The sequence below is a fragment of the Pseudomonas sp. genome (assembly GCF_040514055.1).
Taxonomy (GTDB): Bacteria; Pseudomonadota; Gammaproteobacteria; order Pseudomonadales; family Pseudomonadaceae; genus Aquipseudomonas.
On the sequence record NZ_JBEVDL010000061.1, the window covers coordinates 23,194 to 42,158 of the forward strand.

Below are 18,965 nucleotides of genomic sequence, written 5' to 3' on the forward strand. Positions count from 1 at the left end.
CGGCGCCCTTGCGCAGCGCGTCTGGCCTGGGGCCTGCCAGCGGCCCCGAGTATGCCTGATTGTCGTTTCATGCAAGTTATCGGTGGTTCGGACCGACCCCGAACTTTGGACTGGCGTGCATTGTGTGACGTCGCTCGCCTTATTGCATACAAAGCCGCTCAGCCCCCTGGCCAGGCCGCGCAAATGTGACCTGCGCAGCGAAATTCCCAGGGCCGCTCCCTACACTGCGGGCTGATTGAAACGCGGCAATCATGCCGGCAATGAGGAGATGTTATGTCCAAGCTTTGGTGGATGGGCGGCGCGGTTGCCCTGACCGGTGCGGTCGTCGGGTTTGTGCTGTTGCCGTCGATATCGGCGCCCGTCGTCGCCCCGGCAACGGCCGCGGCGCCGACCCCGCCGGTGCTGAACCAGCCAGTGGTAGCGCCCGCCGTGGCCATGCCAAGCCCCGCCAAGGTCCCCGTCAGCCAGGGATTGCAGCCAGCGCCGGTGGCGGCTGCGACGCCCGCGGCCGAGGTCAGCCTGTGGCGTGACGACCAGCTCAGTGAAGGCACGGAAGATGGTGTGGCGGTGCACTATGCGACGCTGCAACCCGAGGCGTTGCACGACTTGAATGTCGGTCAGACCCTCGAATTGGCTTTGCCTGGCCGCAGTCAACCGCTGCGCGCGCGGCTGGGTGAAACCCGCAACGGTGACGGTGTGGCCATTTGGCAAGGGTCGCTGATCGACGGCGACCCGGCGGAGACCCTGACCGTGGTACGCGGTGCGATCGAGACTCACCTGACCGTAGCGACCCTGCAAGGCAGCTACTCGGTGATCGTCGATAACCAGACCGGCAAGGCGGTGATTACCGATGAAAACGACCTGGCCGCGCGGGCCAACCCCCATGGCGACACCGTGAATTTCCAGGACGGCGAACAGCCGCGGCCGCCGATTCCGGGCTGACCCCCACTTCATTAACGACTTTTGCCTCGGCCCCACCCCGTGTGAGGGCTGTCAGGCCCGTTTTGCTTCATTATTCAAGGTGACCCCATGCGTAACACCCTTTTGCTCACCGGCCTGACACTCGGTCTGGCCAGTCAGGCCGTCCAGGCCGCCCCGCAGACCGTCGATATCATGGTGCTCTACACCCAGGGCGCAACGGCCAATCGCAGTGGCAAGGACATCGATGCGCGGATTGCCAGCTACATCGAATATGCCAACACCGCCTATGCCAAGAGTGGCGTCGACTTGCGTCTGCGTCTGGTGCACAAGCAGCTGCTGAACTGGGCCCAGTACCCGGACGTGACCGACAGCAACCTGGACCGCTTCAAGAGCGATACCCAGGTGCAGCGCCTGCGTGAGCAGTACGGTGCGGACGTGGTTAGCCTGATCAACCTGGCGGCCGACGCCGGCAATGGCTACATCACCTGTGGCATCGGCTACATGGGCTCGGGCGACAAGAACACCGATCGCTTCTACAGCTGGGCCAAAGACGTGCCCTACAACCTGGTCGGCGTCGACTGTGGGCTGAATACCTTCGCTCACGAGGCGGGGCACAACATGGGCCTGCGCCACTCCTACGAGCAGGACCAGCAGGAAGGCTATGGCAGCGGTGGCGGTCACAGTGGCACCCACGAGTGGAGCCGCGGTTACGGCGTCAACGGCCAGTTCAGCACCATCATGGCCTACCCGCACGTGTTTAACGCGCGCACCCAGGCACCGTTCTTTTCCAGTCCCAAACTGGTGAATGCCGAGTGCTCTAATCAACCGTGCGGCATGAATGGACGGGCCGACGCGGTCCGTGCGTTGAACAGCATGGCGGTGCAAATTGCCGGTTTCCGCGCGACCAAGGTGCCCGATACCAGCAACCCGAACACGCCCGGCACCACCCCGCCGGTGATCCCGCCGGTCACACCGACCCTGCCTTGGTGTGCCAAGACGGCGGCGGGCGGCTTGCTGGCCAATGGCGAATTCAAGACCCTGGACGGTTGGCGTGCGCTGTTCAATCAGGCCGATTTGAGCCTGGTCAACGTCGCCACGGCCTGTCGGGATAACGCCGTGCAACTGGACAGCCGCGGGTTCGACCTGCTGGCCACACCGGTCTCGGGCCTGAGAAGCGGTGCGCAGTACCGTCTCAGCGGCAAGGTGATGCTGAAAGCCAAGGGCAGTCGCGAGAATGTGCGCCTGGCGATTCTGACGGAAAGCAGCACCGGTGGTTTTGCCTATGCCGCCGATCAGACGGTCAGCCTGTCGGTGACCGGCAATGAATTCAGCCGTCTGGAAAAAAGCTTCACCTTCAAGCCGGCCGCCGATACCCGCACCCTGTATGTCGCGGTGTGGAGCGACAGCGGCAGCAGCCTGCTGGCGGATGAGCTGAGCCTGACCGAAGTGACCGCCACGCCGCCGACCGTACCGCCGGTTCCCCCGGTGCCGACCCGGGTGATGTCTGATTTCGAGAATGGCATCGCCGGCTGGGCGGGTATGCATGGCAGCGTGCGTCCCAGCAGCTTCGCCCGTGGCGGTCGTCAGGCACTGGAAAGCTACAACCGGGTCTACGACGGCAGCGGTGTGACCACCAGCCTGGTGGGCAATGTTACCGCGGGTCAGCGTTATCGCATGAACGCCGACGTGGCCCTGGGCCGTGACAACCGCGTCAGTGGCCTGGTTTACGCCTACCTCTATGTGGAAACTGCCGGCAGCCCCGGTCGTTACCTGTCACTGGGCCAGCGCACGGTGCAGGGCGGTACCTGGGTCAACCTGCAGGCCGACGTGCAGTTGCCAACCGGTACCCTCAAGCGTGTCGATCTGTTGATCCTGGGCAACCAGCGTGCGCAATCGTTGTTTATCGACAACGTGGCCTTCAGCAAGCAGTAGCCGCGCCCTGGGGCTGCCCCGCCAGGGGTGAGCCGCTCGCCTGAAACCGGCAACGCCTTGAGGCGTTGCCGGTTTTTTTGTGCCTGGGGAAACTGTGAGCGGCCCCTCACCCTGGCCCTCTTCCCAAGGAGAGGGAACAAAGTCGCCTCGTCTGGGTACAGGGGCCAGTAATGAGGGTCTGGATCCTCAGGGACTCAGGTCCAACGCAAACTGCCCCCTCTCCTCAGGGGGAGGGAACAAAACAGTTTGTCCGGGAGGGGGGGGCGAGGGTAAGGGTCTGGATTGTCCTGGCCTCAGGCCCGCCACAGTCTGCACCCTCTCCCTTTGGGAGAGGGTTGGGGTGAGGGTGGTGCAGGGCGATCGCGAAGAGCCCCCTCACCTTGGCCCTCTCCCCAGGGAGAGGGGACAAAGCCGCCTCGTCTGGGAAAGGGAGCCAGCAGTGAGGGTCTGGATCCTCAGGGACTCAGGCCCAACGCAAACTGCCCCCTCTCCCTCCGGGAGAGGGTTTGGGGTGAGGGCAAGGCCCGCGGTTATCGCGACTGGGGGATCACGCTGGCGGTGCGTTGCGGCAATTCGGCCGGCAGCTGCGTCAGGGCTTGCTGGGCCGCCTGTTTGTCGACGAAGTCGCCAAACACCAGGGTGAACCAGGGCTGGCCGTCTTTTTCGCCGCGTAGCAGGCGCAGGGAGTGCTGCGGATTGCGACTGATCAACGCTTGCATAAAGGCTTCGCTGCTGCCATCGACCAGGCGGATGCTGTGGCGGACAGCGGGCGCCGCAGGGGCGGCGACCGTCGGGGCAGAGGCCAGCAGGAGCGGCGCCACGGCCGGATCCTCGCCGCCCTGGCCATTGCCCAGTTGCTCGGCGGGCACCGGCTTGGGTTTTTCGATCAGGGTCTTGCTCGGCGCGGCATGCACCTGCACGGCCGGGGGCGCCGCCGGCACCGCGGGTGCCGGGACGAATGCCGGCTCCGGGGTGGCAGTGGCCAGTTGGGTGGGCGCGGCACGCAAGTCGATGCCCGCCACCGGTACCTGCTGTGAGTCGAACAGCTGACCCGGTGTTTCGGGCAGGCTGTTGGGCAGGTCCGGATCGGGTTGGCCGAGCACGCGGATATCGTTGAACTTGCGCTGGCTGAGGGCGTGCATGCCATTGGCATCGCGCACCACGGTGGGTCGCAGGAACACCATCAGGTTGCGTTTGACCTTGGTGTCCTGGGTGGAGCGGAACAGCCGGCCCAGGAACGGAATGTCCCCCAGCAGCGGCACCTTGCTGTCGCTGCTGCTGACGTCGTCCTGGATCAGGCCGCCGAGCACTATGACCTGGCCGTTGTCAGCGAGGATGGTGCTTTTGATCGAGCGTTTGTTGGTGACCAGGTCCACCGCCTTGGAGGCCGCGCTGGTGGCGGCGGTCGGGGCCAGGGAAGAGATCTCCTGCTCGATTTCCAGGCGCAGGGTGGCGCCTTCGTTGATATGCGGCGTGACCTTCAGGCTGACCCCGATGTCCTTGCGTTCGATGGTGTTGAAGGGGTTGCTGGCCCCGGCGGCATCGGTGCTGTAGGAGCCAGTCTGGAAGGGCACGTTTTGCCCCACCAGGATTTCCGCTTTCTGATTGTCCAGGGTCAGCAAGCTGGGCGTGGACAGCAGGTTGTTCTTGCTGTTGCTCGACAGGGCGGTGATCAGCGCGCCGAAATTGCCGTTGCCGATGCCGATGATCGCGCCGTTGGGCAGGTTGGTCGGTACCTTTTCGTCCTGCAGGGCGGTCAGCAGGGTGCCGACCGACAGGCCGGTATTGCCGAAGTTGACCCCGGCGACGCCGCCGCTGGAGCCGGTGGCGTCGACCGCCCACTGCACGCCGAGGGCATCGTTGATATCGCCGGAGATCTCGACGATGGCGGCTTCCACCAGTACTTGCGCGCGGGGCACGTCGAGCTGGCGAATGATGTCCTCCAGCAGGTTGACCGTCTCCGGGTCAGCCATCAATACCAGGGCATTGAGGCTTTCGTCGGCGCGGATCATCAGTTGCCGGGGTTTGCCGCCGGCCTTTTCACCGTCGGCGGCCTGGATCGTCTCGCTGACCTCGCTGAGGGTTTCGGCCAGGGCTTTGGCGTCGTTGTAGCGCAGGCGGATGACCCGGGTATTGGCCGAGCGCGACGAAGGAATGTCCAGCGATTGCGCCAGTTTCATCAGTTTATTGCGGGCGTCGGCCGGCCCCAGCAGGATCAGCCGGTTGGTGCGGCTGTCGGCAATCACCTGGGTGCTGCTGGTGGCCCCCTGGGCCTGGCCGCGGCTAAGGGTGTGGTTCAGCGCCTCCGCGGCGTCCTGCACCCAGGCATGTTTCATGTCGTAAACGCTGTAATCGTCCTGGCTGGCCTGGTCCAGCTGGCGCAGGATGGTTTCGATGCGTTCGATATTGGCGCTGCGGTCACTGATGATCAGGGCATTGGCCGAGACCACGGCGGCCAGGTGGCCGTATTGCGGTACCAGAGGTCGAATCAGCGGGATCAGTTCGGTAACGGCGTTGTGCTGCACCTGGATCAGGCGGGTTTCCAGCGCATCGGGTCCGGTTCGCGGGCCACCTGTGGCGCCCTCGGACTTGGCATCGGCGTTGGGCACGATACGCGCCTGGTCACCCTGGGGGATCACCGAAAACCCATGGGTGGCCATGACGGAGAGGAACAGCTGGTACACCTCCGACAGACTCAGCGACGCTTGCGACACCACGTTGACCTGGCCCTTGACCCGCGGGTCGACGACAAAGGTCTGGCCGCTGATGCTCGACACCTGTTCGATAAAGTCACCGATATCGGCGTCCTTCATATTGATGGTCCAGCGTTCTTCCTGTTGCGGCGCCGTGGCCACCGGCGCGGCGGCCTGCACGTAAGGGGGCGCCACGGGAAGGCTGGCGATGGCCAGCAGCAGCGCGAGGCACAGGCGGGTCGGTATTGCGAAAGGCAACTGCATCATGGTGTTCTCGGTGTGTCGGTGGCCGACGTCCCGGTCTGGGTGGCTCCCGTCAAGGCAAAGGAGGAGGGCGTGGACTGCCAATGTGCTGCCGCGGCCGCGTCGTCGGCCAGCGTATGGTTGGCTTCGGCCGTGCTGACGAAGGTGGCCGGTCGACTCGCGCGAGTGAATTGCAGGCGTTCTTCGTGGCCGTCGCGCAGCAACAGCACATGGTCCTTGTGCACGGCTTGCAGGCTCACCCCGGGGCTGATTTCAGCGCCGACCGTGACCCGTCTGGCCTTGCTGCCCAAGGCCGCGATCAGGGCGGCGGACTGCTCCGCTTGAGGGTTGACGAAACTGGCCAGCAGGCTCAATTGCAGGTCGGTGTCCGGTGTGACCTGGCCCTGGGCCACCGCGGCTGGATTGCCAAACAGGTAACTCAGGTACGGGCTGGTCGGTACTGGTACTACGGGCGCCTGAGGCGCCGGCGCTTCCTGGGGCGCCGCGTTGACCAGGGCGATGGCTTGGGACGCTTGCCACGCCAGGCTCAAGCTCATGGCCAGTACCGCCAGAAAAAACAGGGCGATGGCCGCTTGCTGCTGCAGACGCTGCGTGTGCAGGCTAACGGTGGCTGGCACGGCTGAGCTCCAGTACGAAAGATTCAATGAAGGGGGCGGCGAGCTCACGCGGGCCCAGTGGCACCAGCGTACAACGCGTGCGCAGCATACCCGCTGAATCTGGCCTGTGCTTGTCCGGGCAGTGGAAGTGTTAAGGCAGTCAAAGAATAAATAAGGCTTTTTGCCATCAGATGAGGCGGGTGAGCACGCCGAGTGCCGGATCGAGCCGGTAGCGGCGGTGGCCCGTGACCGTTCGGCAGTAATCTGGTACATCAGTGCTAAAAAATGCCGCTGCTGGGCAAGCTGAGTAGAAACCACGACTAGAGTACGGCGCGACGCCACATTCGAGGTATCGCACATGTCTCCATTTTCCCCGCTACGCCCCTGGTTGTCCTGCGCGCTGGTCGTTGCCCTGGCCCCTTGTGGCCTAACGCTGGCCCAAGCCAACCAAGCCAACCAAGCCAACCAAGCCAACCAGGCCCCCGAGGTCCGCGGCCACAGCGAGCAGATCGCCGCTGGCCAGCCGCACAGCAGTTGGCTCTGGGCCCGTGACGCCGAGAGCGATCACATTACTTTCGCCATCACCCGTGCGCCGCGCTTTGGGCGCATCGACCTGAACTGGAACACGGGCCGTTTCGACTACCGGCCCACGGCGGGCGCCACGGCAGCCGAGGACGTTTTCGAATACCGTGCCACCGACGGCCAGGGCTGGTCCGGGGTCGCTCGGGTGAGCCTGCGCTTGCTGCCCGCCGACGGCAGTGCGGGCAATCGCGCGCCCGTGGCGGCGGGGGGGCAGCAGGCCATCGATGCCCGCGTGGAGCAGGTCGGCCAGTTGGCGGGGCGGGACGCCGACGGCGACCGGCTGACCTATTCGATCATCGATTGGCCACGCCTGGGCCGGCTGGACCTGGATGCAGGTACCGGCCAGTACCGCTACCGGGCGTACCGCAATGAAAACGCGAGCGACAGCTTCGCCTATCGGGTGCGCGATGCCAGCGCCCATTCGAGTATCGCCCGGGTGCAACTGAGCCTGCATGCCGACGGCCTGGGTATGGAGCCGCCTGCCGATCCGCCGCTGGACCCCAACCTGGGCAGCAAGGCGGATTTCTCGCCGCTGGTCACCGAAGTGCTGGAGAGCGAGTTTTTCGTTGAGGATTTCGACCACCGCAAGGCAGGACGCCTGGAAGCGGTACTGGCCGCCATCGATTTTCTGGCGCGCCAGCAGGCGTTGCAGGACCCGGACCTGGACCGGTTGTTGTATTTCCTGCGGGCCTACAACTATTACCACGGCCTGGGCCGGACCAGTCCGGTACAACAGCTGATGACCGAACAGGCCCTCTTCCGGGTAGCCCTGATGGAGCAGTTGCTGGTCTACCAGCCGGCCGCGGGGGCCGTGATCGAAGGCTACGTAGTCGCCCTGGGCGGTTTGCTGCAAGCCCCGGACGTGGGTGGACGCATCGTGCGTCATTTGCCGCGGGTGCTGCAGCTGGTGCAAAGCCTGGATGCTGCCGAGCAACTGAGCCAGGCTGCCAGTTATGGCGATGCGGTGTTCGAGACGCTGAACCTGTTCGATCGCTTGGGGTATGTCCAGGGCGAACTGCGCCAGGCGGTGGCCGCCACGCCGGCCCTGCTCGATGCCATCGGTCAACTGGGCAGCGGGCGTAACGCACTGTGGCGCGACAAGGACGGCTTTATCGTGTTCAACGCCATCGAGGCCCTCGGCAAGCTGGCCCCCTTGGGCGACGGGGCCTGGCGTGCCCAGGCCGACCGTAATGCGTTGCGCGTGATCGACGCGCACCTGGGTCAGGGACGCCTGGATGACCTGGAGCTCAAAAGCAATTTCCGCCAGTACTACGTCGAATACGCCTACCGTGCCGACCCGGAGAGCGCCTGCAGCGGCCCGTTCAATGGCTATTGCCATAAGTTCGAGATCGGCAGCGTGCTGCCGCAGACCCACAGCTGCGGACCGACCCTGGGTATTCGCAGCTTTGGCTTGCCGGCGGCGCGCCTGGAGGCCATCTGCAGCAGCCTGGGCCAGCAGGAACAGGATTTTCACCGGCTCCTGCAGACGGATTGGCAACCGGTGGCCGACGACCATAACGAGCGCCTGGAGCTGGTGATCTTTGCCAGTCCCGAGCACTACCGCAAGTTCGGCGGCCTGCTCTATGGCATCAGCACCGACAATGGCGGCATCTATATGGAAGGCGATCCCAGCCGTTTGGGCAATCAGGCGCGTTTTTTCGCCTATGTGCGCGAAACGCCGACCTGGCAGGTGTGGAACCTGCGCCATGAGTACGTGCATTACCTGGACGGGCGCTTCAACCAGTACGGGCCCTTCGCGCATTACCCGCTCGATCGCACCACCTGGTGGGCGGAAGGCCTGGCGGAGTACCTGGCCTGGGGCACGGACTTCCCGCGCGGGCTGGACGATATCAGTGCAGTTCCGCAGGGTCAGCGGCCCAGCCTGCTGTCGATCGTGCGGCTGTCCTATGACAGCGGCAGCAGCATGGTCTACCACTGGTCCTACAGCCTGCACCGCTACCTGCACGAGCGTGATCCGTCCCGTGAGCTGGCCTTGGCCCGGCACCTGCGCGGCAACGACCTGGCCGGTTACAGCGCCGCACTGGACGACCTGCAGGCAGCCCATGGTCGGGCGTACCCGGGCTGGCGCGACCAGTTGATCGCGGACTGGCTGGCGCGTCCGCGTAGCCCGCTGCAGCGGCATCACAGTGCCAGCCAGACCCAGGAGCTGAGGCATGCCAGTGCCGAGCAGCGCCGCCAGGACCCGGGCTTGAGCCTGGCGCGTCCGCCACAGCGCTGAGAGGAGGGGCTCGGGACGGCGCGTTCGACGACGTTCCGAGCGCCGGTCGGCGCTGTCGGTGCCGGGCCAATCCATTGCATTTCAGAATAAAACCAAGTTTTTTATGCCTTAGTTAGGGGTGCCGGTCGGCGGATCCTGTTCCACTGAAGGGTCATCGCCGCCGCCGGTACGGCGCAGGTCGATGATAAAAATTATGAATAGGTTTTGAGAACCCGAGGTGCCCCGCCTGCGGCGTTCGCGGTTAGTATGTGGCCCGGCCCTGGTGCCATGTTTACCGGTGTTTTCTTTATCGCTGTTGCGGATCCAAGCCCATGTCTTCTGCCGAACTGAACGAAATGGACGTCGTGTTAGCCGAGCCTCCGGGGCTGCGTCGCGTGCCCTTTGCCTTTGCCAAACGCCATGGTGTGCTGGTGCGCGAGCACCTCGGCCAGCTGCAGCTGTGCGCGCGGGAAGGCGCGTCGTTGACCGCGGTGCAGGAAGCCCAGCGTTTCTCCGGTAGCCTGCTGCCCGTCAGCTGGCTGGCCGTCGAGGCCTTTGAGCAGGCGCTGAGCCTGACCTATCAGCACGACTCGTCTGCCGCCATGCTGATGGTCGAGGGCCTGGGCAACGACATGGACCTGGCCAGCCTGGCCGACCAGATCCATGAAACCGAAGACTTGCTGGAGCAGGAGGACGACGCACCGATCATCCGCCTGATCAACGCCATCCTCGGCGAGGCGATCAAGGAAAACGCCTCCGATATCCATGTCGAGACCTTCGAAAAGCGCCTGGTGATCCGCTTTCGCATCGACGGCATCCTGCGCGAGGTGGTGCAGCCCAAGCGCGAGCTGGCGGCCCTGCTGGTTTCGCGGATCAAGGTCATGGCCAAGCTGGATATCGCCGAAAAACGGGTTCCCCAGGACGGGCGTATCTCCCTGCGGGTCGGTGGCCGTGAGGTCGATGTGCGGGTCTCGACCCTGCCGTCGGCCAATGGCGAGCGGGTGGTGCTGCGTTTGCTCGACAAACAGGCCGGCCGCCTGACCTTGACCCACCTGGGCATGAGCGCCCGCGATCGCGGTCTGATGCAGGAAACGGTCAAGAAGCCCCACGGCATCATCCTGGTCACCGGGCCTACCGGGTCGGGTAAGACCACCACCCTGTATGCCAGCCTGGTGACCCTGAACGACCGCACGCGCAATATCCTTACGGTCGAAGATCCCATCGAGTATCACCTGGAAGGCATCGGCCAGACCCAGGTCAACACCAAGGTCGACATGACCTTCGCCCGCGGCCTGCGCGCGATCCTGCGCCAGGACCCGGACGTGGTGATGGTCGGTGAGATCCGCGACCAGGAAACCGCGGAAATCGCCGTGCAGGCCTCGCTCACCGGTCACCTGGTGCTGTCGACGCTGCACACCAACAGCGCCATCGGCGCGGTGACCCGCCTGGTGGACATGGGCATCGAGCCGTTTCTGCTGTCCTCCTCGCTGCTCGGCGTGCTGGCCCAGCGGCTGGTGCGGGTGCTGTGCTCGGCCTGCAAACAACCCTACCTGGCCGATGCGGCAGAGTGCGCGCTGCTGGGCATCGCGCCGCAGAGCCCACCGCCGACCCTCTACCACGCCATCGGCTGCGAGGAGTGCCGCAGCCTGGGCTACCGCGGCCGTACCGGTATCTACGAACTGGTGGTGTTCAACGACGCGCTGCGCTCCCTGATCCATAACCGTGCTTCGGAGCAGGAGATGACGCGCCAAGCGCGCCAGCTGGGGCCGAGCATCCGCGATGACGGCATGCGCAAAGTGCTGGAAGGGGCGACCACCCTGGAAGAAGTGCTGCGCGTGACCCGGGAAGAATAAGCATGGCCGCCTTCGAATACGTCGCGCTGGATGCCGGTGGGCATCAGCGCAAGGGCCTGATCGAGGCCGACAGCGCCCGCCTGGCACGCCAGTTGCTACGTGACAAGCACTGGTCGCCGCTGGAGGTCAAACAGGCCAAGGCTCGCGAGGAGAAAGGCGCCGGCGGCTTCAGTTTCGGCCAGGGCTTGTCCGCCCGCGACCTGGCGTTGGTCACCCGGCAACTGGCGACCCTGGTGCAGGCGGCGTTGCCGATCGAAGAGGCGCTGCGCGCCGCCGCCGCGCAATCCACCTCGCAGAAGATCAAGTCCATGCTATTGGCCGTGCGGGCGCGGGTCATGGAAGGCCACAGCCTGGCCGCGGCGCTCAAGGAGTATCCCTCGGCGTTTCCCGACCTGTACCGGGCCACCGTGGCGGCCGGTGAGCATGCCGGGCACCTGGGCCTGGTGCTCGACCAGCTGGCCGACTACACCGACCAGCGTCAGCAATCGCGCCAGAAAATCCAGCTGGCCCTGCTGTACCCGGTGATCCTGATGGTCGCCTCCCTGACCATCGTCGGTTTCCTGCTGGGCTACGTGGTGCCGGACGTGGTCAAGGTGTTCGTCAACACCGGCCAGGAGCTGCCGGCCCTGACCCGCGGCCTGATCGCCACCAGCGACGTGGTGAAGAACTGGGGCTGGCTGATGGTGCTGGGTGGCATCGCCGGCGTCATGGGCTTGCGCCTGGCGCTACGCGACGAAAAGCGCCTGCGCCTGTGGCACAGTTTTGTCCTGCGCGTGCCGCTGGTGGGCGGGCTGGCACGGGCCACCAACACCGCACGCTTTGCTTCGACCCTGGCGATCCTCAACCGCAGCGGCGTGCCGTTGGTGGAGGCCTTGGGCATTTCCGCGGCGGTGATCGCCAACCTGCGCATTCGCGACAAGGTCATCGAAGCGTCGCAGAAGGTGCGCGAGGGTAGCAGCCTGACCCGTGCCCTGGACGCCACCCAGGAATTTCCGCCGATGATGCTGCACATGATCGCCAGCGGAGAAAAATCCGGTGAACTGGATCAAATGCTGGCGCGCACGGCACGCAATCAGGAAAACGACCTGGGTGCCCAGGTGGCGCTGCTGGTCGGGTTGTTCGAGCCCTTTATGCTGGTCTTTATGGGGGCGGTGGTGCTGGTCATAGTCTTGGCCATCCTGCTGCCGATTCTGTCTCTTAACCAATTGGTGGGGTAAACAAGTGAAGCAACGTCAGGCAGGTTTTACGCTGATCGAAATCATGGTGGTGGTGGTGATCCTGGGCATTCTCGCGGCCCTGGTCGTGCCGCAGGTGATGAGCCGGCCGGATCAGGCCAAGGTGACCGTGGCCAAGGGCGATATCCGCGCGGTGGGCGCGGCGCTGGACATGTACAAGCTGGACAACTTCGCTTACCCGAGCACCCAGCAAGGCCTCGATGCCTTGGTGCAGAAGCCCAGTGGCAACCCGCAGCCGAAGAACTGGAACCGCGACGGCTACTTGAAAAAGCTGCCGCTGGATCCCTGGGGCAATGCCTATCAATTCCTTTCGCCGGGCAGCAAGGGACCGTTCGACCTGTACTCCTTCGGTGCCGATGGCAAGGAAGGCGGGGCCGACCTGGATGCCGATATCGGCAACTGGGACCAGTAAGCCTCCATGCAACGGATGCGCGGTTTCACCTTGATCGAGCTGCTGGTGGTCATGGTGATCCTCGGCTGCCTGATCAGTCTGGCCGTGTTTTCCACCGGCAGTGCCAGCACCTCCCGCGAGCTGCGGGAAGAAGCCCAGCAGCTGGCCGCCGTGATCGGCCTGCTGACCGACGAAGCGGTGCTGGAAAACCGCGAGTACGGCTTGTTGATCCGTGCCGAGGGCTACCGGGTGCTCAGCTACGACGAGCTGAACAACAGCTGGGCACCGTTCAACGACCAGCCCGAGCACAAGGTGCCGGCCTGGGCGCGCCTGGAACTGGAACTCGACGGGCAACCGCTGAAGCTGGCCGTGCCGGTGAAAAAGAACGATGACGAGCCCGGTCTGAACACGGCCGCGTCCGACGAAAAGAAACAACAGAAGACCCTTTTGGAGCCGCAGTTGCTGATCCTCTCCAGTGGCGAGCTGTCGCCCTTTCGCCTGCGCCTGAGCGAGCGGCTGCCCAAGGGCAGTGCCTTCGAACTGGCCAGCGATGGCTTCCAGTTGCCCAAGGCCGAAGTGCCCAAGGACCAGCGATGAAACGGCGGGCCGCCGCGCGCGGTTTTACCCTGCTGGAAGTGCTGGTGGCACTGGGCATCTTCGCCACCGTCGCCGCGGTGGTGCTGACCGCCGCCGCGCGCAGCCTGAGCAACGCGGCGCGCCTGGAAGAAAAAACCCTGGCCGGCTGGATGGCCGACAACCGCATCACCGAATTGCAGCTGGCGCGGCCGACGGCCAGCGAAGGGCGTGACACCCAGGAACTGGAGTTCGCCGGGCGGCGCTGGGAAACCGAAAGCCAGGTCGAGGCCACCAGTGACCCCGCCTTGCGTCGCGTCACCCTGTGGGTGGCGCTGCGGCCCACGCGCGGCGACAGCGCGCCGGTGCGCGAGCGCGCGGTGCTGAGCCTCACCGGCTTTCTGATGGTGCGCGAATGAGGACCCTGCGCATGGCGCCCCTGGTTGCGCAGGCCCGGGCCAGTCGCGGCTTTACCTTGCTCGAGTTGCTGATCGCCATCTCCATTTTCGCCCTGCTGGGCTTGGGCACCTACCGCATGCTCGACAGCGTGCTGCGCACCGACGAGGCCACCCGTAACCAGGAGCAAGTGTTGCGGGAAGTGGCGCGAGCGGTCTGGACCTTGGAGCGCGACCTGCTGCAGGTGGTGGCGCGGCCGATCCGCGACGGTTATGCCGAGCCGCGCCAGGCCTTTCTCGGGGAAAGCGAGGCGCTGGAAGGCGGTGCCGCCTTCGAGCTGACCCGCAGTGGTTGGCGCAACCCCACCGGGATCACCCGTTCGCAGCTGCAGCGGGTGCGTTGGCGCTTGTCCGGGGAAACCCTGGAGCGGGTCTACTGGGTGGTGCTGGACCAGGCGGTCGACAGCCAGCCGCGGGTGCAGAAGGTGCTGACCGGGGTCAGCGCATTGACCGTGCGCTATATGGATAAAGAGAACACCTGGCTCAACGACTGGCCGCCCGAGGGCGGCAACAGTCCAGGCAACAGCGACGGCAGCGGCGGCGAGCAGAAACCATTGTTGCCCCAGGCCGTGGAAGTGACGCTGGAGCACCAGCGCTATGGCAAGATCGTGCGCCTGCTGCGCCTGCCGGACGGTCCCGCCGAGGCCGCGCCAACGCCGGGGGGGGGCGAGGACGGGGAAACCCCGCCTCCCGCGGATGGCGAAACTGACACCCCGCCGCCGGAACAGCCGCCCCGGGAGGGTCTGTGAACGGGCGGCAGCGGGGCGTGGCCCTGATCACCGTATTGCTGGTGGTGGCAATCGTCACCGTGGTTTGCGCCGGGCTGATCGCTCGCCAGCAGCTGGCCATTCGCGCCTCGTCCAACCAGGCCCAGGCGCGCCAGGCCTATCAGTACGCCCTGGGCGGCGAAGCACTGGCCCAGGGCATCCTGACCCGCGACCTGAAAACGCCCAGTGCCGGCGGCAGCGACAGCGAGGGCTCGGCGGACGAGGCGGGCGGTGGCGTCACAGGCGGGCTGGGTGCCCAGGTCGACCACCTGCAGGAAGCCTGGGCCAAACCCCTGCCGACCTTCCCCATCGACGAAGGGGCGATCACCGTGCGCATCGAGGACCTCTCGGGGCGCTTTAACCTTAACAGCCTGGTAAAGACGCGCGCCGCTGGGCAGCCGCAGATCGATCCGGACAACCCGGGTGGTGCCAAGGCCAATGGTAAGGCCAAGGTACGTTTCGAACGTCTGCTGACCTTTCTGGAAATCAAAAACAACGGCTATGCCGACCGCCTGATCGACTGGCTGGACACCCAGCCCGAACGTACTGGCGACAACGGCGCCGAAGACAACGAATACCTGTTGGCCGATCCACCGTACCGCGCCGGCAATCGGCGCCTGGAGGATGTGTCCGAGCTGCGCCTGCTGCTGGGCATGAAAGACGAGGACTACCGGCGCCTGCTGCCCTATGTCGCCGTGCTGCCGGCCGATGCCAAGTTGAATATCAACACCGCCAGCGCCATGGTGCTGGCCAGCTACGTCGACGGCCTCGATCCGGCCAGGGCCCAGGCCCTGGTGCAGGGGCGGCCGCCAGCGGGCTACCGCACCGTCCAGGAATTTAAAAGCAGAATCCCCGGCGGAGGCGCGACCCCACCCTCGACGCCGACCGGAGACGGCCTGGCGCCCGATGATGGGCTGGGCACCGCCCCGGGCGGTGGGGATGGCAGTGGCGGCGGCAGCGGGGACGAGGGCCTGGGCGTCAGCAGCCAGTATTTTCAGGTGATCAGCGAAGTCCGGGTCGGCGACCGCCGCCAGGTGCTGGTCAGCACCCTGCAACGCCAGGCCGCCAGCCGCGATGGCCGTGCGGCCTCGGTGCGGGTATTGCAGCGCAATCTGGGCCAGTCGGTGCGTCTGACACCGGCGGCCGCTCGAGACGATAAAGGATAACCATGATGGATTGCCTGTTTCTGCCACCCACGGGTGGCGCCGAGTTCGATGCGCGCACGCGCTTCTATTGGCTGCCCAGCGAGGGCGACGGGGCGTGGTTGGCCCTGGAGGACTGTGTCGAGGCCAGTCAGGACCGGCCTTTGTCCCTGGTGGTGCCCGCCGAGGCCTGCAGCGCCTTTGCCGTCAGCCTGCCGACCCAGAAGGAACGCTGGCTGCGCCAGGCGCTGCCCTTCGCGGTCGAGGAATTGCTGGCCGAGGATGTCGAGCAGACTCACCTGGCCCTGGGCGAACGCATGGCCGATGGCCGTTATCGGGTCATCGCCCTGCGCCGCAGCCTTCTGTCGGCTTGGCTCAAGCAGTTGCAAGCGGCCGGCCTGACGGTCCTGACTATCTACCTGGATGCCGACCTGTTGCCTCGCGAGCACAGCCAGCTGTTGCTGCTCGAGGACCGCGCGTTGCTCGGCGGCGCCGACGAGGCGCGGCTGGCCTTCGCGGCGGACGCCTGGCCCAGCGTGCTGGGGCATTTCCCCGGGGCGCTGCAGGTGCATGGCCAGGCGCCGCAGGCGCCGACCGGCATCGACGACTACCAGTGCCTGGAAGACCCCTACCGTTGGCTGGCGCAGGGACGGGCCAAGGCGGTGAACCTGGCCCAGGGCGATTTCGCGGTCAAGGCTCCCAGCAGTGGCGCCGGCCCCTGGAAACCGCTGTTGGCGGTGGCCGGGTTGTGGGCGCTGTTGCAATTGGGCTTCAACCTGGGGCAGAGCTGGTACCTGGAGCGTCAGGCCGATGCCTACGCCGCCGCCAGTCGTGCGCTGTACCAGGAGCTGTTCCCCCAGGACACCCGCATCGTCAATCTGCGCGCCCAGTTCGCCGAGCACCTGGCCCAGGGCAACGGCGGTGGGGTCGGGGGGTTCCTGCCCTTGTTGAACCAGACGTCCAGCGTGCTGGGCGGCGAGCCCGGCCTGTCGGTGGAGCAGCTGGACTACAGCCAGACCCGCGGTGACCTGGCACTGCAGGTGCGGGCGGCGGACTTCGCTGCGCTGGAACAGCTGCGTCAACGGTTGAGCGACGCGGGTATGGCGGTCCAGCTGGGCTCGGCCAACCGTGAAGAAAACGGTGTCACCGCCCGTGTCGTGATAGGAGGATAACCATGCAGGCCCTGATGAATTTCAAGCAGCAACTGGCTTCCCGGGCCGGCGCTTCGCCGCTCTGGAGCCGCTGGCAGCAACTGGCGCCCCGTGAGCGGGTCCTGTTGGTGGTGATGGCAGCTTTTGTGCTGTTGGCGTTGCTGTACCTGGTGGTCTGGCAGCCGGTCAGCCGCGAGCTGAAAAGTGCCCGCACCTACTACCAGGAGCAGCGTGAGCTCAACGCCTACCTGTTGCAGAACGCCGACCAGGTGCGTCAGCAGGTGGCCCGGCCAGCGGTCAACCTGGCACCCGAACAACTGCAAGGCCTGGTCACGCAAAATGCCCAGCAGCACGGCCTGGTGGTCGAGCGTTTCGACAGCGACGGTGATGGCCTGCTGGTCAGCCTGGCCAAGGCGCCGTTCGAGGCGCTGCTGCGCTGTTTTACCGAGCTGGAGGCCCAGGGGGTCATCCTCGGTGAGGTCAACCTGGACCGCGCCGGAGAAGGGCTGGTCGACGCCCGGGTAACGCTGAAGACCGCGGCGCAGTGATGCGGCGGCTCCAGGAGGGACCCACTGTGACCGTTATTTTGAAAAAAATCCTTGTGGTGTATTGACTTAGCGGTGGGTGGCGGGTAAATTGCGCGCCTCACAAGCAGTCGGGTGATTAGCTCAGCTGGGAGAGCATCTGCCTTACAAGCAGAGGGTCGGCGGTTCGATCCCGTCATCACCCACCACTCTTGTGAATGCAATACCGGACGAAAGTCCACCGACGCGCAGCGGTAGTTCAGTCGGTTAGAATACCGGCCTGTCACGCCGGGGGTCGCGGGTTCGAGTCCCGTCCGCTGCGCCATATTCGCTTCCATCAGACCGCTCGAAGGTCGGAAGCTACAAAAAAAGCGACCTTAGGGTCGCTTTTTTTGTGCCTGAAATTCACGCCCCCCTGCCTCTACTTCCTGACGACGCCTGACGCCAAGGACGTGAGCTCGTTCCCCCGCACTAGGGCTTGGCGCGCACGGGCTTCTGTGTGTACCTGCGCAGCGCCTTCGCCCGTACGGGCTGGGGTAAGAATCACTGCGCCAGCACGCTCACCTTCTTGTACAGTCGTTTGCGTGGCGGTATGGCTAGCGGTACAAAGGGTGCCTGGCCAAAGCGAGCAGGTTGAGTGGCGAATGGAGTTTCTATGTTCGGATTCGGCAAGGACAATGGGGTGGTAGAGGTCAGGTTTTTTGAGGAGCAGGGTGATGCCCCCTTTGCAGTGTCCACTGTGCCTGTTGAGCGGCTGCCTGATACCTTTGCAGTCGATACGGTTCTGCACCTGAATAATGAGGACTGGTTGGTCCTGGGTGCGGATCCGTTTGAAAAAAGACAATTTAAACTAAGTGGCAAATTGAGTCTGTATTTGGCCAGGCGGACGGTTACCCAAATGGATCCGCAGGAGCTGCTGTACAGCTTGCCCACGCTCAATAACGAGATAGCCACTGTCGAGCATGCCGACAGTTTGGAAGGCGTAGCGGTGCTGCACGAAGATGACTGGAGGCAGTGCGAGTTCCTGGAGCAGGTGAACGAATCGCTTATTCATGAAGAGCTTGCCGGTGTCCACAGCGTTTGCGAGGAACAGCGGGTAGGGTCTGCGTTCAAGACAATGCACCTCAGGCAAAAAATAGTATCGCCACTGGCGCGGGCGACGATAGGGCTTGCTGTGCTCGAGGAAAGTTTCGCGGTTTCCAGGAGGTTTTCCGGGGTGGCATTTAATAATGCTGCAGTGACCATCGTCGGTGGTTTTGCGCTGCAAACCACGTCCGGTTGGCTGCTCTGGGGACAGATAAACCAGCAGGGCCATATCACCGCCCTTAACCTCGCTCGAACCCAGGCGTCGGATGTGGATGCGATTGCAGAGGATATTGACAATTTTACCAGGCGCTATGCCTTGTATCTGGTCGATTGGCCACGGCTGTTCTGGTGCGGGCCGTCAAAATTGAATTTCGCTGCGTACGGGGAGCAGGTATCCGATTAGGCGCTCCTTTCGTGCATCTGTGCGCCGACGGTTTGAAGTATTGGGTCGGAACTTGAAGTGGACATGGAAAATGCAGGCGGAGCCTTTAAAGGCGCTCTTCGTTTTTTTTTTTTTTTTTTTTTTTTTTTGTTGTTTTTTGTAGGTACAAAAAAAAAATTAATACCCGGCGATATTGAAAA

Annotated in this window: 15 protein-coding genes and 2 tRNA genes; 15 read left to right on the forward strand and 2 right to left on the reverse strand. The window is 64.6% G+C overall.

Going from position 1 to position 18,965, the window contains the following annotated elements; all coding sequences use genetic code 11:
• Positions 1–273: 273 nt before the first annotated feature.
• Together bamI and mep72 are read left to right on the forward strand one after the other, a co-directional pair.
• Entirely contained in the window at positions 274–942 is a 669-nt protein-coding gene (gene bamI, locus ABWY06_RS14125; RefSeq protein ID WP_353926193.1) for a biofilm-associated metzincin protease inhibitor BamI, read from the forward strand.
• Between the two features lie 87 nt (positions 943–1,029).
• Positions 1,030–2,853 (forward strand): biofilm-associated metzincin protease Mep72, encoded by a 1,824-nt coding sequence (gene mep72, locus ABWY06_RS14130; protein WP_353926194.1) that lies wholly within the window; start codon positions 1,030–1,032, stop codon positions 2,851–2,853.
• Positions 2,854–3,383: 530 nt separating this feature from the next.
• On the opposite strand, the gene gspD is transcribed toward mep72, so the two are convergent.
• Together gspD and ABWY06_RS14140 are read right to left on the reverse strand one after the other, a co-directional pair.
• Positions 3,384–5,813 carry a type II secretion system secretin GspD gene (gene gspD, locus ABWY06_RS14135; RefSeq protein ID WP_502948201.1) on the reverse strand — a complete coding sequence of 810 codons (2,430 nt, stop codon included), beginning with the start codon at positions 5,811–5,813 and terminating at the stop codon, positions 3,384–3,386.
• Positions 5,810–6,427 carry a type II secretion system protein N gene (locus ABWY06_RS14140; RefSeq protein WP_353926195.1) on the reverse strand — a complete coding sequence of 206 codons (618 nt, stop codon included), beginning with the start codon at positions 6,425–6,427 and terminating at the stop codon, positions 5,810–5,812. The genes gspD and ABWY06_RS14140 overlap by 4 nt, the downstream gene beginning before the upstream one ends.
• A gap of 337 nt (positions 6,428–6,764) precedes the next feature.
• On the opposite strand from ABWY06_RS14140, the gene ABWY06_RS14145 reads away from it, so the two are divergent.
• From ABWY06_RS14145 to ABWY06_RS14205, 13 genes are all read left to right on the forward strand, one after another.
• Positions 6,765–9,227 carry a collagenase gene (locus tag ABWY06_RS14145; RefSeq protein WP_353926196.1) on the forward strand — a complete coding sequence of 821 codons (2,463 nt, stop codon included), beginning with the start codon at positions 6,765–6,767 and terminating at the stop codon, positions 9,225–9,227.
• A 335-nt stretch (positions 9,228–9,562) separates the two neighbouring features.
• Entirely contained in the window at positions 9,563–11,059 is a 1,497-nt protein-coding gene (gspE, locus tag ABWY06_RS14150) for a type II secretion system ATPase GspE (RefSeq protein ID WP_502948203.1), read from the forward strand.
• A gap of 2 nt (positions 11,060–11,061) precedes the next feature.
• Positions 11,062–12,276, forward strand: coding sequence for a GspF family T2SS innner membrane protein variant XcpS (gene xcpS / locus ABWY06_RS14155; protein ID WP_353926198.1), 1,215 nt, complete (start codon positions 11,062–11,064; stop codon positions 12,274–12,276).
• Between the two features lie 4 nt (positions 12,277–12,280).
• On the forward strand, positions 12,281–12,706 hold the full coding sequence (gene gspG, locus ABWY06_RS14160; protein ID WP_353926199.1) for a type II secretion system major pseudopilin GspG: 426 nt from the start codon (positions 12,281–12,283) through the stop codon (positions 12,704–12,706).
• Positions 12,707–12,712: 6 nt separating this feature from the next.
• Positions 12,713–13,282 carry a type II secretion system minor pseudopilin GspH gene (gene gspH / locus ABWY06_RS14165; RefSeq protein WP_353926200.1) on the forward strand — a complete coding sequence of 190 codons (570 nt, stop codon included), beginning with the start codon at positions 12,713–12,715 and terminating at the stop codon, positions 13,280–13,282.
• Positions 13,279–13,677 (forward strand): type II secretion system minor pseudopilin GspI, encoded by a 399-nt coding sequence (gene gspI, locus ABWY06_RS14170; RefSeq protein WP_353926201.1) that lies wholly within the window; start codon positions 13,279–13,281, stop codon positions 13,675–13,677. Before gspH ends, gspI begins: the two co-directional genes overlap by 4 nt.
• Before the next feature lie 11 nt (positions 13,678–13,688).
• Positions 13,689–14,462 carry a type II secretion system minor pseudopilin GspJ gene (gene gspJ / locus ABWY06_RS14175; RefSeq protein ID WP_353926202.1) on the forward strand — a complete coding sequence of 258 codons (774 nt, stop codon included), beginning with the start codon at positions 13,689–13,691 and terminating at the stop codon, positions 14,460–14,462.
• A complete protein-coding gene (gspK, locus tag ABWY06_RS14180; protein ID WP_353926203.1) occupies positions 14,459–15,646 on the forward strand; it encodes a type II secretion system minor pseudopilin GspK in 1,188 nt (395 codons plus the stop codon). Before gspJ ends, gspK begins: the two co-directional genes overlap by 4 nt.
• 5 nt (positions 15,647–15,651) lie before the next feature.
• Positions 15,652–16,794: a type II secretion system protein GspL gene (gene gspL, locus ABWY06_RS14185; protein WP_353926204.1), complete on the forward strand. Its 1,143-nt coding sequence runs from the start codon at positions 15,652–15,654 to the stop codon at positions 16,792–16,794.
• Between the two features lie 11 nt (positions 16,795–16,805).
• Positions 16,806–17,321 carry a type II secretion system protein M gene (locus ABWY06_RS14190; RefSeq protein ID WP_353926209.1) on the forward strand — a complete coding sequence of 172 codons (516 nt, stop codon included), beginning with the start codon at positions 16,806–16,808 and terminating at the stop codon, positions 17,319–17,321.
• Between the two features lie 109 nt (positions 17,322–17,430).
• Positions 17,431–17,506, forward strand: a tRNA-Val gene (locus ABWY06_RS14195).
• Positions 17,507–17,545: 39 nt separating this feature from the next.
• Positions 17,546–17,622: transfer RNA gene (locus tag ABWY06_RS14200), tRNA-Asp, on the forward strand.
• 330 nt (positions 17,623–17,952) lie between these two features.
• Positions 17,953–18,786, forward strand: a complete 834-nt coding sequence (locus tag ABWY06_RS14205; protein ID WP_353926205.1) for a hypothetical protein — start codon at positions 17,953–17,955, stop codon at positions 18,784–18,786.
• The last annotated feature ends 179 nt before the right edge of the window (positions 18,787–18,965 follow it).